A 13,972-nucleotide genomic window follows, 5' to 3' on the forward strand; every position below is an offset into this window, starting at 1 on the left:
CTCAATATTAAAGCCTAAATAATTCTGAATCTAAGGTCTTAGGCGCTGTAACAAGCGGGGTATCCAAAACCTGCTTCATGAAGATGGCTTGGCGAAAACCCATCGACGGGATGTCAGATACGTGATTGCCGGTGACCTGCCCCCCGAAACTTCCCTCTTTCTGATGTAGAGTTTGCTCAACCTTTTGAAGGAGCAAGCGAATGCGAAAGAGCCGTTTCACGGAAGCCCAGATCATTGGGATGATCAAAGAACAGGAAGCCGGGATGCCGACTGCGGAGGTGTGCCGCAAGCACGGTCTCAGCCAGGGCACGTTCTACAAATACAAATCGAAGTATGGCGGCATGGAGGTGTCTGACGTCGCGAAGCTGAGAGCGATGGAGGACGAGAATGCCAAGCTCAAGCGGCTGCTGGCCGACGCCATGCTGGACAACGTGGTGCTGAAGGATCTTTTGGGAAAGAACTGACGACGCCGAATGAGCGGCGAGAGGCAGCGCTCAGGGCGATGCGGGATCATGACATCTCGCAACGCCGGGCCTGCCGACTTGTCGGTGTCGATCCGAAGACGGTCCGGCGTGAACGCCCGCCGGACAATCCCGAGATACGCAAGGAGATGAAGGCCGTCGCTGCCAAGCGCCGCCGGTTCGGCTATCGGCGGATTGGCGTGATGCTGGAACGCAAGGGGATGATCATGAACCACAAGAAGCTCTATCGGCTTTACACGGATGAGAAGCTGGGTGTCAGGCGACGACGGGGCCGCAAACGGGCACGGGGATCGCGGACACCAATGCCGGTGGCGCTGAGACCGGGCGAACGTTGGTCGTTGGACTTCCTGTCAGACACGTTCGGGGCGTCCCGTCGGTTCCGCATTCTGGCGGTAAACGATGATTGCTGCCGCGAGAACCTGTGCCTGATGGCCGACACGAGCATCTCAGGGGCCAGAGTCGCGCGGGAACTGGATGCGCTTGTCCGGGTCTATGGCAGACCGGCCAGCATTGTCAGCGACAACGGGACCGAGTTCACCAGCCGGGCAATCTTGAAATGGGCGAACGAGAACGGCGTGGATTGGCACTACATCGATCCGGGCAAGCCCCAGCAGAATGCCTTCATCGAGTCATTCAACGGCAGTCTCCGCGACGAGCTTTTGAACGAAGAGATGTTCGACAGCCTGGACGAGGCCCGACGGAAGCTCGCCCTGTGGCGCTACGATTACAACAACGTCAGGCCGCACTCATCGCTCGGCAACCAAACACCCGCAGAAGCGCGCCGGACGCTTGAGCAATTTGAGGACTCCGCGCCCGGCGCGCTTGCCCAATCAGACCACGGAGAATATGAAAACCAGACCCGCAGACTCTCGTTATGAATGAGGGAGCCTCGGGGGGCAGGTCACCGGAACCATTAAGATAATTACGCAAAGAGCCAGAAAATAGTTCACCCCCCAGGGGCCTTGTTGCACAAATCAGGGGTTGAGCGGATTTACCCCGTCCCCAGACAGACTTAACCTTCGGGCTCTGTGACGGGTAAGCCAAGAGCAGTGTAGCGGTTGAGCCCCGCGATCCGAACCTAAAGTTCTGCGACCTGCCGGTTGAAGTCTCTCGACATCAGGGATTGGCCGAGGAGCTTGATGCAGTTCATCTTGCTTTCAAAGCATGGGTCGCTTGGATTTATGACACGTACCGGCTCTGAAGGGGTGAGTGTTTCGTTTGCAAGCACAAAGGCTCTGTTTAAAGCCAGATAGTGAGTTAGGCTTTTATTTTGTAACACAACCACCTTATCCTGCCATACGTCCTAAGAGCTAAACGAGGGAGATTTGAGCAATACATTGTTCTCAGATTTCCATCGGATTAACTTTGTTCTTGATAGTTATTTAAACGGAAACCATTTTGCCCCGTTATCATTCAGCCAATGACCATTTTGAAGCTTTAAAACCATGATTTCAAAGCTCAAAGACAAGCGCCTGCTCCTCAGGTTTCTCAGTATCAGCGTTCTGGGTACGATTGCGGATTACCTGTTGGCGCTGTTGCTTGTTCTGACTTTTGCAGCCCCTTATGTTTTTGCCTCAATATGCGGCTTTGTGCTGGGCTCATTTGTCAATTACTGCGGGCATAATATCTTCAGCTATGAGCATACCGACAAAGGCACAATCTCGCTCCAGGGATATGGCAAATATCTGATGGCGGTTCTGTCATCTTTGCTGGCCCGCCTCGCTGTGGTGGCGGCTCTGGGATATGTGACAACCCTGCCGTTCTGGTTCATCCTTCTGATTGCGATCGGGGCATCTTTTGTCACCAGCTATGTGATTTCGACACTCTGGGTGTTTCGCAAACCGGATTAGGCATCGATGTAAAGCTCGTACCACATCATGTAGTTCAAAAGACCCCAGAGCGGGCGGCCATTGTCCCGTTTTCCGCTCAGATGGTCGTTGATCAGTGTTTGCACCGCCTGAACCCGAAACAGGCCCGTACGCTGAATATTCTCGGGTCCGAGATAACGCATCATCAGATCCTTGAGCTCGGTCTTGAGCCAGCGGGAATAGGGCATTTCAAGCCCGACCTTCTTTTTGTTGAGAATGCTGTCGGGCAGATCGTTTTCCATTGCACGCCGCATAAGATGCTTCTTGCGCCGGTTCTTCATTTTCAGATGTGAGGGGACTGTGGCCATGAACCCGGTCAGCTCCGGGTCGGTAAAGGGCACCCGGGCCTCAAGAGAATGCGCCATGGTCATCCGGTCATTCTTGATCATCAGATCGTCGGGCAGGAAGATGGTTGAATCGATATACATCAGACGTGACAGGGTCTCTTCCGCACCGCAATGTTCGTAGGCCGCCTGAAAATGCCGCACTGAAGGCTGCAAGGTCTCGGTTTCGGCCACACCATCTGCGTAAAGGTCCAGTTTTTCAGCTTCGCCCAGGACAATCCGCCACCAAAGATGGGCTTCTTCAGGGGGCAGGTCCAGCCCGCCCAGAAACCGCTTGGCCTTGAATTCGAAGCTGAGCTTCTTGTCTGACACGGGCAAACAGTTCACCAGCGGTTTCACCACGCCATTCCGAATGAACCCGGGTATCTTTCGGGCCTGTTTATACATGTTGTAAGCCGCATGGGTGTCATAGCCGGCGAAGACTTCGTCGCCGCCTTCGCCTGATAGAACGACAACCACCTCATCCTTGGCCAGTTCGCTGATGAAATACGTCGGTATTGCAGACCCGTCGCCATATGGCTCATCGGTGAAGCTCAGGTATTTTGGTAGCATGTCCCGCACCATATCGGCGGTGACGGTTACTTCACGATGCTTGGTGTTGAACTTTTCGGCCACAATTCGGGCATAGGGCAGCTCATTGAAGCTCTGATCTTCGAAGCCGACGGAATAGGTGTGGATAGGCTCATCCACATGTTTGTGCATGAGTGCGACCAGGGTACTGGAATCCAGCCCTCCCGACAGGAATACGCCAATCGGAACATCCGCGACCAGACGGCGCTGCAAAGCCTTGTCCATGAGTTCATAAGACTTTTGAATCACCTGTGCTTCGGTCATACCGGGATCGACATGGAAGTTCAGATCCCAGTACCGCCGTATCGAGATTGCGCCGTCACGGGTGACAGTCATGTGATGCCCCGGCGGTATTTCGGAAATACCGTCAAAGGCTGTCTGGGTTCCCGGGATGTAGTTGAAGGTCAGAAAATCATGCAGGGCTTGCATCGATGGTTTCCGCACAACCCGGCTATCGGCGATGATCGCCTTGATCTCGGAGCCAAACCGGAAATAGTCATTATCTTTCTGGTAGAAGAATGGTTTGATCCCATAGCGGTCGCGCGCCAGATGCAATGACCTGCTGCGGGTATCCCAAATCGCAATTGCAAACATCCCGTTGAGTTCCGGGATCATGTCGAGGCCAATCTCCTCGTAAAGGTGAATCAGGACCTCGGTATCCGTGCGCGATTTGAATACATGACCGCGCTCTTCAAGGCAGTGTTTCTCTTTCAACTCCTGAAAGTTGTAGATTTCGCCATTGAAGACGATCACCACAGTGCCGTCTTCGTTGGTCATTGGCTGGTGGCCGGCATAAGACAAGTCGATCACCGAGAGGCGCCGGAAACCCAGCGCAACATCTTCATTCAGCCAAGTGCCATCATCATTGGGTCCACGATGGGCCAATGTTGTCGCCATTTCTGTGATCAGCCCTTCTTCGGGTTGATCGGCCGTCGGGTCGACCCGCAGGATTCCGCATATTCCGCACATATCAATCGTTATCCTTCACAGTATCTGCGCCATTCTCTGTGCCGGGTGTTTTGGAGGGCTCTTCAAGGTGGACCACAACGTCCCCACCTCCCAGCGATCCCCGGAACCGTGCAGCCGCAGAATATTCTTTTTTGATCCTTTCCAGTATCCCTGGATATGTGGTTCGGGCGTGTACAGGCATCGTATAGACAAGCCAGGTTCTGCCGGAACGCGAGGCGAGACGGTCCAGGTCATCGGTTGTTTCGATGACATTCCATCCCTTGCCATAGTACTCATTGAACGGAAATCCTGCGATCCCGACAGCAAGCACCGTGTCTTCGGGCTGACGGCTGCGTTCAATCAGATTGATGGCGCCCTCGAAATCCTGCTTTGGCAGATACACGTGCCGGAGGGACAGGAGAGATACGGCCAAGATACCGGAGCACAACAGCGTCGGCAGCCATTTCGTGGCCGGTGCGGGCAATCGCGCTACGTGCGCCGCCAGCTGGCCAGTCACAAAGGCCCCGCGGATCACAATGAGGATTGCAAATCCAAAGTTGAAAAAGAAAAACCGTGGAAACAGAGTATACCCGATGCTGGTCATCACCATGAACCCGACCCCAACCGGGATCAGAAACAACGCCACAACGGCTGGTCGCGTTCGGACAAAGCTGATAACGCCGATCGCAAAGACAAGACCTGCAGCCATAACGACGCCGGCACTGGCCAGCCCGATCTGCAGGCTGCTGAACAATTCCGCCAGCGCCCACAAGGGGTTGGTCCACTCATTCTCCTTTCCCTTCAGTCCGGAATTCAGCAGCGCACCGCCAACCATGCTGGGCAGGACCAGCGCATAGACCTGAAACGTGAACAGACCTACCGGGATGAAACCACAAAACAATCCGTTCCAGCGGTAGCGCTTGTCGTCTTCATTTTGCCGGAACCAGGCCGCGCTCCAGATTGCAAAATGCGCAAGCACCATCAGCCCCATGGTGGGGTGCGCATACGCCCCCAGGACGACGGCGAGGCAATACAGTCCCCATTTGCGGGGGCTCCCCTGGCGCATGGCGTCCAGAAACCAGGTGCTGGAAAGCAGGGCAAAGAACAGTAATGCGGTGTAACCACGTGCATTCTGGCTGAACCAGATGTGGTGATAGGAAAACGCCAGTAGTGCCGCCGCAAACAGAGCCTCACGAGTCGGGCCGACGCGACGGGCAAAAAAGTAAATAGCGGCAATGCCGGCAATACCAAAACCGACCGCAGGCAATCTCAAGGCCCAGACACTGTCACCGAAGATTGACAAAGACAGGCGTGCCAGCACCGAAAACAGGACATGGTTGTTGGCATCGTGATAGGTGCTGACGATCTGCCCGATTGTGAGGGGCATGTAATTTACGGATGTCAGGATTTCATCATACCAGATGCCGGTATCAAGTCGGTAAAACCGTAAAGCTGCGGCGCAAATCAGCAGAAGACCAAAGATCAGTGTCTGGACCGGGCTAGCGGGAGAAACCTCGGGGCGCTGTGGAGATAGCGGACGGCCAATCGGCAGTAGCCGCAGTAAAAGAAGATATGCCCCTATGATGATGAGACCGGCCTTGAACAGCCAAACCCCTTGGGTAAAGGCCGGATCGGCTGCCGCATCGGCGCCGCGCAACACCCGGGTGAACAGACCGACTGGCAAAAGCAGCCCTAAAATAGCACTCGTCACTCCCGCCAAAGCGCCAAAAGAAAGCCTGCCCATCCAACTATGTACTCGATACCATTAACGTTTATGTCCTAAGCGCCCTGCGGAATTTTGCAAAACCGGCTCTACCTGTGCCGGGAATACGACAGAGATTACATTTCTTATCACTCATATCAATTTTTGGATCATCAGAAACTTATTCTGCTGATGATCGCAGTTTAACGAAACAATTTCTAGCTATGTGTAATAATGTTTCAATCCGGTGCAAGTACATCTCGGTCGAGAGAGCTATGAAACAAACTTAGCCCGAATTGACTGTTTTGGTCGCATCGTGGTGAACTAAAAGCTGGTTTATCTCGTGACGAGACCTCGACATTTCTACCGGGACGATTGTGTTCCTCCGGCGGTTATAACGCGCAGTAAGAGACAAGAATTTCATGACGACATCCGAAAAAGGTTCTGTTTTTCCCAACAGACGCGAGTATCGCACAGGTGCCGTCCTGCTTGCCTTGACGGTTGCGGTTTTGCTGACGCTGATATTGCGGCTCTGGGGAATTGATCTGCGCAGTATGTCCCATCCGGAAATCTATGTCCCTGGCATCGATCTGGTTTCCGGTATATCCGAACCGCCGCCGCGCCATAACCTGGCTGAAACCATCTGGTGGCATTTCCACGATGAACCGCATCCCATGGGCTGGTATGTGTCCATGCTGGGCTGGACCAAAGCGTTCGGCACGTCCCATTTTGCCGTGCGATTCCCAGGAGTTTTGTTCGCTTTAGGCTCGATTCCACTGATTTTTCTGATCGCCCGCAATATCTTTGGATCGACTGTGGGATGCCTGGCCGCGCTGCTGTTGTCGCTTCATGGGTTTCATGTGTTCTGGAGCCAGATGGCCCGCATGTATGTCGCTGGGGCCTTCCTGTCATTGCTGGCGACCTGGTTTTTACTGTGTCTTGTCAGAACGCGCGAACCGCGCCCGGGCCTTGAGATCGCTTATGTCCTTTCGGTTATGGCGGGGGTTCTGACGGTTGAGCTGTTCTGGCCCCTTATCATGATCCATGTGTTCTGGGCGGCTCTGGTCTTGCCCCGGACAAACGTGGATGGCCTGCGGTTTTGGCGCCGGACCGGTTTGCGGCAGGCCCCTCGGCTATTTCAGGTGCAGGCGCTTGCCTTTATCCTGTCCGCCCCGGCACTGACCCATGCGGTTTATCGGGCGCGTAAAGGAGCGGCTCCTGATCCTTCTCCTGACTTTCTGATCGAGTATTTCTCTTTTGGATTTCTGTTTGCAAAAGACGATTTTGCAGTCCCGCCGCTGCAGATCGGGCCGGTCTGGACCTGGTTTGTTCTGGGTTTTGCCCTGCTGCTTTTGGCGGCCAGCCTGAAAGCCCCCAAACGCGAAGCGCCGGTGGTGGTTCCAGAGCGTAAGATCCCGATATGGGTTTTGGGGCTGGCAGCGGGTTGTTCGGCCTGCTTCATGTTCTGGCTCGGCTCAATCGCCCATCGCAGGAGCGAAGCGCTGATGGCGATGTCTGTTTTACCTTTTCTGGCGCTGCTCATTCCTGTTCTGGGCACCATGTGGGGCGCGGTTGTGCCCAAGCTGCCCTCAAACACACTGCACTATCCTCAGGAACGGACATTGCTTTTGTGGCTTGTTGCGGTTGTCTCGCCGCTGATCCTGTTTGCAGCGTCCTACAAAGTTTCCATCCTGGCCCCCAGGGCCTTTCTGCTTTTCGTGCCTTATTTGCTGATCCTTTGCGCGGCCGGTGCAGTTCGGGTATTTCAGGACCACCGTTTCAGGCTGGCCTCGATTGGCCTGTGCGTTTTGGTGTTTGCGGCCAGCATACCTTACGCCGCTGGTAAGCCGGGCTCTCCCAATGACTATCAGGGAATTGTGAAGGCCATGCTACCTGAAATGCTGCCCGATGATCTGGTTTTTCTGAGGGACCGGGATTGGATCGATACGCCGCTGTTTTACTACATCAATGATGCGAATTTCGTCGTCTCCGAATACGATACATCTTTGCACACCAACCCCACATCCCGCGTCTGGCTGATCACGTGGCCTCACGAAGGAGACCTTGTCATCACCGATGCACGGCGGGAAGCTCTGCAGAATTATGAACGTACTTTGAAAATTGAACGTTTGCGGGCCAGCGCCGAGCTTTTCGAACCTGATACCGGGCCTTGATTACCCGGGCGGTCCTCCTGGCAACCCCGTATCGGGAGGGCGTGTCTGGCTGACAAACGCCAGCCTGCGGGTTGGTCGACTTGCCCACAGGCAGGTCAATGGGCCTGATCATCCAGGCCCAGGCTGCTTTCGACAATGTAAAGCGGCCGTTTCTGAGCCTCTGCATAAAGCCGCCCCAGATATTCCCCGATGACGCCCAGCACGACAAGTTGCAGGCCGCCGATCAACAGCACTGCAACCATCAATGAGGCATAGCCGGGTACATCCACCCCGTAAACAAGGGTACGTGAGATCAGGAAAACACCGTAGATGATCGCGGCCAACGCAGTCAGCATGCCGACATAGCCTGCAATCCTGAGAGGTACGGTGCTGAACCCGGTAATACCGTCCAGCGCAAAGTTCCAAAGGCGCCAGTAGTTGAACTTGGTCTGCCCCGCCGCACGCTCGGGGCGGTCATACGCCACCTCGGTGTGCCGAAACCCGACCCAGGCAAAAAGGCCCTTCATAAAGCGGTTGTGCTCGCGCAGCTGAACGACAGCCTGAACCACGCGCCGGTCCATAAGGCGGAAATCGCCGGTATTGGCGGGTATCGGCACGCCTGAGAGCCGGTTGATGACCTTATAGAACTTCCGCGCTGTCCAGCGTTTCATCGCGGTATCGCTGTCGCGGTGGCGCCGGACGGCATAGACGACATCGAATCCTTCGCGCCATTTTTCCAGAAATGTCTCGATCAGTTCGGGCGGATCCTGCAAATCCGCGTCTATCGGAACAACGGCTTCACCCGCAGCTGCATCCAGCCCCGCCGTCAATGCGATTTCCTTGCCGAAATTACGTGAAAAGTTCAGCACCTTGATACGATCATCGCGCTCATGCGCAGCAGCCAGAATCCTGGCGGTCGCGTCTGTGCTGCCGTCGTTCACGCAGATGATCTCATAACTTTCCCCAAGCTGACCGAGGAATTGCTCCAAACGTTCGAACAGGGCCGGCAGAACCTCTTCTTCATTGAACATGGGCACGATGATGCTGAGCGTCGGAGCGCTTTGGCCCGGGGCTTTTCCCTGGGACGGAGATGTGGGGGTGCTCATGTTCAACGTCACCATGACGCGGGCCTTTTTCCGTTCATTTGGGCACAGGTGATCATGGTTTTGACTTCGGTTCAAAAAATTTTGCATGGGCGCGCAAAATTTCGATTTTCAGTATCTTTTCGCTACCAATAAGTACCTCACGGCGCGCATAGGGAATAGCGACTTTTTTGGCGTGATCAATGTGAGTAGCCAAGCGCGCGCTTTTGGGGCTCGAAAAAAGAAAACCGAATGCTCATCAAGATGAAGATAGTGAGTACTATACATCTCAAACTGATTGAGGACGGTTTGTGCAGAAGTGAAAGGGCGATGCATGGCATTCGAAATTCGAAACAGAGTGAAAGCATCTTGCGTGAAGGCAAAGCACAGGTGCTTTGGTACTTTCAGGCCGGGTCCAGAAATTGACCCGGAAACGTCTGGTTTCGGAAGAGCCAGCCTTTTTGCCGCATCTACCAAATTAACCCCCATAACGTCGGAAAGCGAATTCTTACCAACCTGTTCACAGGTGTTGGAGCGTATTTTCTTGGCTGCCGCATCTTCTGAAAGATCGCAGGGGATACGGTCTGTGTTTCTTGAGGTCGAACGAAATCCCGATTCTGTTGCCGTCAGGATGGCAAAACCAGGCAGGGGCGTTTGATGACATCTTTCCACCGACTCAATCTTGTCTTGCGATCCTTTCGCCGGGGAGAAATTGTTGGCGGATTAAAGACAATGTGGATGCTTTTCAGGGATCGTGTCGTCGGACAGCATAGGTTGCTCTTCGCCATGAGTGGCGGCAAGGCCCGGCAGATCGACAGCATGTCAAACACGTTGACCGTGCGGTGCTTTCGCAGTTGGTCCGATCTTGATGATCAAAGCAAAGACTTTCTGAAGCGCAATCAGGACAAGATCCACTGGGATGTTCAAGGCGACCTGAACGCGGGCATGTCCGTCTGGATCGGGTTTTCCGACGGGGTTCCGGCAACCATTGCGCAAACCCGCTTCGGCCAAAACGTGGACGTATATTTCTTCCCGATGACCGAGCACTGTGCTCTGATCTCTCACTGTTTTACCGTTCCAGATATGCGGGGCCGGGGCTATTATGTGGAAATTCTGAAGCATGTGTGCCGCACGCTGGCAGAAGAGGGGACCACGCGCATTTATATTGATTGCAGTGACAGTAATCTATCGTCAGAACGCGGCATTCTTTCGGCGGGGTTCTTGCCCATCGGACAGGGGGTCCACCGCCGAAATGGAACCGTTCATTGGCGACAGGATGCGCCACCATCGATTTGTCGCTTGGAGGAAAGATAACTCTTGAATCAGTGAATGCTGAGGGGCGAGGCAGTCACAGCATTTCAATCCGTGACGTGCCAGTTCGATCAGAATTTTATCCGGGAAACAAACTCGAAACAGATGATCAATAATATTCAAGCCTTACGAGCCTTTGCTGCCATAAATGTGGTTTTCCTCCATGTCATCAAGACGGCATCAACATATGGACAAAGCACCGATTATTTATCCTTCCTGGCCGGGTGGGGTGCAAATGGGGTCGATATCTTTTTCGTGATATCCGGCTTTGTCATGCTGCACACTCAAATGCAGAAAAAGCGGCGCACAGGCGCTTTCTTGAGATCGAGAATTCTAAGGATAGTGCCAATTTACTGGCTGATCACACTTTTTGTTGTGGCGGTTTATTACGCAGTTCCCGGGATCTTCAGGTCCATGGAACTTTCAGGAACCATCATATTGTCATCGCTCCTGTTTTCTTCGCTTCTGGTGCTCGGTGAGCCGCCGATTGTGTATGTTGGGTGGACCCTGGAATGGGAAATGCTCTTTTATTTTGTTTTTGGACTGTCTCTCTTCCTGAGGTCGTGGGTCCATGTTTTCCTGGTTGTCAGCCTGGTTCTGATCGGGGTGTCCCTGGTGTCCGGTGATTTTATATCGCTTGAGTTCCTGTTTGGGATGGCTGTCGCGTATTTTTACAACAAAGGGTTTGAAATCAGGGAAAAGACAGGGGTCTTGATATTTGTTTTCGGGATGCTTCTTTTATGTGCCTCCCTGTCGAGTGAACTTGAGGTCGATCCAACAAACCGTGTCATTATCTGGGGTGTACCGTCGTTCTTTATCGTTTTTGGGCTGCTGTTTGCGACGCAGATTTCAAATCGGTTTCTGGTTTATCTCGGGGATGCATCCTACAGCATCTACCTTGTCCAGATACTCACCATTCCCGCTTTTTATAAAGTGTCCTCGATTGTCCTCAGACCTGTGAATGGTGACGTTCTGTCCATCTTGTGCCTGGCCAGCAGCGTTGCCGCAGGATGCCTGGTTTTTTCACTGGTGGAAAAACCCATCACCAAAAGGATGAAGCGGGCGTTCTCCTGACCAATGCAGCAGGGTATTTCGCCGGTGGTAAAACGCCTGAGACATTGAAACGGTATCTTCGGCGCCCCGGCTTGACGGCGTTGGAGCGCTGCTGATCCCTATTCAGCGACGCGCTCAGCCGGAAAGGCGGTTGAAATTCAGAAAAACTCTTTCAGTTTCCGCGCATGCTTCAGGTTCGATGGCAGCGATATCACATGTCGGGCCAGCTTGGCCAAGGATCGCGTACCGGGGATGACCTTGAGAGCCGACAGGCTTTTGGACGCTTTCAGGAAGTTTTCATAGGCCTGGTTGTCCGCGTGGCGGAAGTCTTTTGCGTTCAGGTCTTCCCCGCCGTTGTCGGTTGGTACGGACACGACAGAAGTCGCCTTGCGGTTCACATCGAATACAACAAAGGATTCATAGAAACGGATGCCCCAAACCCGCTTTTCCGCGGCATCCGAGAGGAGTTTGGAAAAGCGCCGGTTTACGCGATCTACCATGCTCATGGCGTATTTTACGAAGGAACGGTGCTTGGGACCGAAGCCTTCCATATAGGATGTATGCGTGTCTTCCACGACCAGCATGCCGCCATCGCGGATATGCGGCAGCAGGCACTCGGTTGTTATGATCTGTTGCTCATAGGTATGACCGCCATCGTCCAGGACGATGTCGATTTCACCGACCTCTTTTGCGATTTTTTCCAGAAAGGCCGGATCGCTCTGGCTGCCGATGAAAATTTCAAACCCATCCTGTTCCCAACGTTTTGCGCCGGGGTTCAGTTCAACACCGATGATGCGGGCTTGCGGCCCGAAAAACTCGCGCCACATGAACAAAGAGCCGCCACTGAGAACCCCGATTTCGACGAAGGTAATTGGCTTGCCGATGTAGGGAGAGAAAAGCTCGTCATACACATCGAAGTAGGTCGAATGCTTGCTGCTTTTGTACGGGCTGTTCAGGTAAGCTTGGTAGCTTGCTGCGGTCACTGGCATTTTCTCAGGTTTCATTTCGTGGTCCTGTAATTGAATAAAGTTTACTCGTAAGCAAGGTCGTGGCCCGTCTGTCTGTCATATATGATGCCGATGCAGGATCATGTGTCGAGACAAATACTCCTTCACTCTAAAACACAAAACTTCCGCAATCTCATTTCGGAACGGACCCGATTGGACAGCCCCGCCCTGAAGGCCTGTTACAATACGGGGGGCGTAAAACTCCTGGGTGGGGTCAAACTTTTTTCGCATGTGTCGTAGTGAATTGCGCTGCCCACAATGAGCTTTAAGTCAACAGGAATGCCTCATAAAGGGTGTATGCGCACAGTTTTGCATGTTCTGAAGGGCGCTGATCCGGAAAAGGCGCAGGCGGGCCCCAAATCTGAGACCCGCCCGTGCTTTGATTGACAATTTCTCTAACCTGAGGCGGTTGTTGCCATCAGGCAAACAAATCCGCGTATGGATTCGGCGACGAGTCAATGAATTCCACATCGTCTTCGACCCCGAGGCTTTCCACGCTGTCGCCAACGTACCAGTCCCGTTCTCTGCCGCCCGCGAAATCGAAATCGGTTTCGGTTTCATCCAGGACAACAGCGCCGTCCACCAGCACCTGAAGGCGGTCAGTATTCTGATCGACCATCAGGGTCACCTGATGTGCCTCTCCGTCGTTCAGATCAAGATCCTTGATCTTATAGCCATCACGGAAACCGCCATCGTTGTTGTCGACTTTCGCGACCAGATGACCCTTTTTGGTCAGCTTCAGACCGAAGTTCGAGTGGTTCCAGACAAGCCGCTCGGCGCCGGTATCGTCTTCGCCTCGGGTCATCTCGAACGATAGAGAAACTTCCTCGGCTTCTGCGTAACCAGGCACTTTTCCGATGTTCCCCCGGCTGTCCTGATTGCTTATGTCGATCATCAACTCGCCCTGAGGTTCGGCAATGTTGATGGGGTTTTCGATGTCGGCCTCTGTTTCAGGCTGATTGCCTCCGGCCTCGGGTTGGTTTTCCCCGGTTTCGGGCTGATTGCCTCCGGTTTCGGGTTGGTTTCCCCCGGTTTCAGGCTGATTGCCTCCGGCCTCTGGTTGGCTTTCCCCGGTTTCGGGCTGATTGCCTCCGGCCTCGGGTTGGTTTTCCCCGGTTTCGGGCTGGCTGCCTCCGGCCTCGGGTTGGTTTTCCCCGGTATCAGGCTGGCTGCCCCCGGTATCAGCAGGTGGTGGGTTCGTTCCGATATTGGGTTGGCTTGTTCCGGTATTGGGCTGAGACGGCGTGCCGGTCCCGGTATACCCGTTGTTTTTGAGCCAATCAAAATATGAACCCGAAATGCTGTTTGCGAGGTCAGAACCTGCACTGACCAAAGCCGCCGGGCTTCCCGGTTTGACGATGTATTGATTGTAGCCGTCCGTCTGCGCCGTGGCCTGATAGGTAAAGTGCTGGTCGTATTCGGTGGGCTTGATCAGGACGTTGTCAGAAACAG

At 53.9% G+C, this 13,972-nt stretch carries 10 protein-coding genes and 2 pseudogenes; 5 read left to right on the forward strand and 7 right to left on the reverse strand.

Annotation, left to right across the window (positions count from 1 at the left end; all coding sequences use genetic code 11):
• Positions 1-200 precede the first annotated feature (200 nt).
• A protein-coding gene (locus AC2FFD_RS20675) for an IS3 family transposase (RefSeq protein ID WP_496874012.1) occupies positions 201-1,360 on the forward strand; the annotation gives its coding sequence in 2 pieces (ribosomal slippage) (positions 201-450 and positions 450-1,360; 1,161 coding nt in all).
• Positions 1,361-1,494: 134 nt separating this feature from the next.
• On the opposite strand, the pseudogene AC2FFD_RS20680 reads toward AC2FFD_RS20675, so the two are convergent.
• Positions 1,495-1,641: pseudogene (locus AC2FFD_RS20680) on the reverse strand (IS5/IS1182 family transposase); the annotation flags it as partial.
• 286 nt (positions 1,642-1,927) lie between these two features.
• Between AC2FFD_RS20680 and AC2FFD_RS20685 the strand changes: the two are divergent.
• Positions 1,928-2,332, forward strand: a complete 405-nt coding sequence (locus tag AC2FFD_RS20685; RefSeq protein ID WP_496874013.1) for a GtrA family protein — start codon at positions 1,928-1,930, stop codon at positions 2,330-2,332.
• Here the strand turns inward: AC2FFD_RS20685 and asnB are convergent.
• Complete coding sequence (asnB, locus tag AC2FFD_RS20690; protein ID WP_496874014.1) at positions 2,329-4,233, reverse strand: asparagine synthase (glutamine-hydrolyzing); 1,905 nt, start codon at positions 4,231-4,233, stop codon at positions 2,329-2,331. The two genes, AC2FFD_RS20685 and asnB, sit on opposite strands and share 4 nt — an antisense overlap.
• A 1-nt stretch (position 4,234) precedes the next feature.
• Complete coding sequence (locus tag AC2FFD_RS20695) at positions 4,235-5,956, reverse strand: glycosyltransferase family 39 protein (protein WP_496874015.1); 1,722 nt, start codon at positions 5,954-5,956, stop codon at positions 4,235-4,237.
• A gap of 380 nt (positions 5,957-6,336) precedes the next feature.
• Between AC2FFD_RS20695 and AC2FFD_RS20700 the strand changes: the two genes are divergently transcribed.
• Entirely contained in the window at positions 6,337-8,088 is a 1,752-nt protein-coding gene (locus AC2FFD_RS20700) for a glycosyltransferase family 39 protein (RefSeq protein ID WP_496874016.1), read from the forward strand.
• Between the two features lie 95 nt (positions 8,089-8,183).
• Here the strand turns inward: AC2FFD_RS20700 and AC2FFD_RS20705 are convergent, their stop codons facing one another.
• Positions 8,184-9,173: a glycosyltransferase family 2 protein gene (locus AC2FFD_RS20705; protein WP_496874017.1), complete on the reverse strand. Its 990-nt coding sequence runs from the start codon at positions 9,171-9,173 to the stop codon at positions 8,184-8,186.
• 108 nt (positions 9,174-9,281) lie between these two features.
• A complete protein-coding gene (locus tag AC2FFD_RS20710; protein WP_496874018.1) occupies positions 9,282-9,821 on the reverse strand; it encodes a hypothetical protein in 540 nt (179 codons plus the stop codon).
• On the opposite strand from AC2FFD_RS20710, the gene AC2FFD_RS20715 reads away from it, so the two are divergent.
• On the forward strand, positions 9,807-10,463 hold the full coding sequence (locus AC2FFD_RS20715) for a GNAT family N-acetyltransferase (RefSeq protein ID WP_496874019.1): 657 nt from the start codon (positions 9,807-9,809) through the stop codon (positions 10,461-10,463). The genes AC2FFD_RS20710 and AC2FFD_RS20715 overlap by 15 nt on opposite strands.
• A 15-nt stretch (positions 10,464-10,478) precedes the next feature.
• The gene (locus AC2FFD_RS20720) at positions 10,479-11,534 is read left to right on the forward strand and encodes an acyltransferase family protein (protein WP_496874020.1); all 1,056 of its coding nucleotides are present in this window, start codon (positions 10,479-10,481) and stop codon (positions 11,532-11,534) included.
• A gap of 137 nt (positions 11,535-11,671) precedes the next feature.
• Here AC2FFD_RS20720 and AC2FFD_RS20725 read toward each other — a convergent pair whose 3' ends face one another.
• Both AC2FFD_RS20725 and AC2FFD_RS20730 read right to left on the reverse strand, forming a co-directional pair.
• Positions 11,672-12,517: a class I SAM-dependent methyltransferase gene (locus tag AC2FFD_RS20725; RefSeq protein WP_496874021.1), complete on the reverse strand. Its 846-nt coding sequence runs from the start codon at positions 12,515-12,517 to the stop codon at positions 11,672-11,674.
• 421 nt (positions 12,518-12,938) lie between these two features.
• A pseudogene (locus AC2FFD_RS20730) lies at positions 12,939-13,972 on the reverse strand (hypothetical protein); the annotation flags it as partial.

It is taken from the genome of Ruegeria sp. YTSC002 (assembly GCF_059609845.1).

Coding starts and splice junctions, on each gene's coding strand:
- AC2FFD_RS20685 (WP_496874013.1), top strand. CDS start 1,928: ATGATTTCAAAGCTCAAAGACAAGCGCCTGCTCCTCAGGTTTCTCAGT.
- asnB (WP_496874014.1), bottom strand. CDS start 4,233: ATGTGCGGAATATGCGGAATCCTGCGGGTCGACCCGACGGCCGATCAA.
- AC2FFD_RS20695 (WP_496874015.1), bottom strand. CDS start 5,956: ATGGGCAGGCTTTCTTTTGGCGCTTTGGCGGGAGTGACGAGTGCTATT.
- AC2FFD_RS20700 (WP_496874016.1), top strand. CDS start 6,337: ATGACGACATCCGAAAAAGGTTCTGTTTTTCCCAACAGACGCGAGTAT.
- AC2FFD_RS20705 (WP_496874017.1), bottom strand. CDS start 9,173: ATGAGCACCCCCACATCTCCGTCCCAGGGAAAAGCCCCGGGCCAAAGC.
- AC2FFD_RS20715 (WP_496874019.1), top strand. CDS start 9,807: ATGACATCTTTCCACCGACTCAATCTTGTCTTGCGATCCTTTCGCCGG.
- AC2FFD_RS20720 (WP_496874020.1), top strand. CDS start 10,479: ATGCTGAGGGGCGAGGCAGTCACAGCATTTCAATCCGTGACGTGCCAG.
- AC2FFD_RS20725 (WP_496874021.1), bottom strand. CDS start 12,517: ATGAAACCTGAGAAAATGCCAGTGACCGCAGCAAGCTACCAAGCTTAC.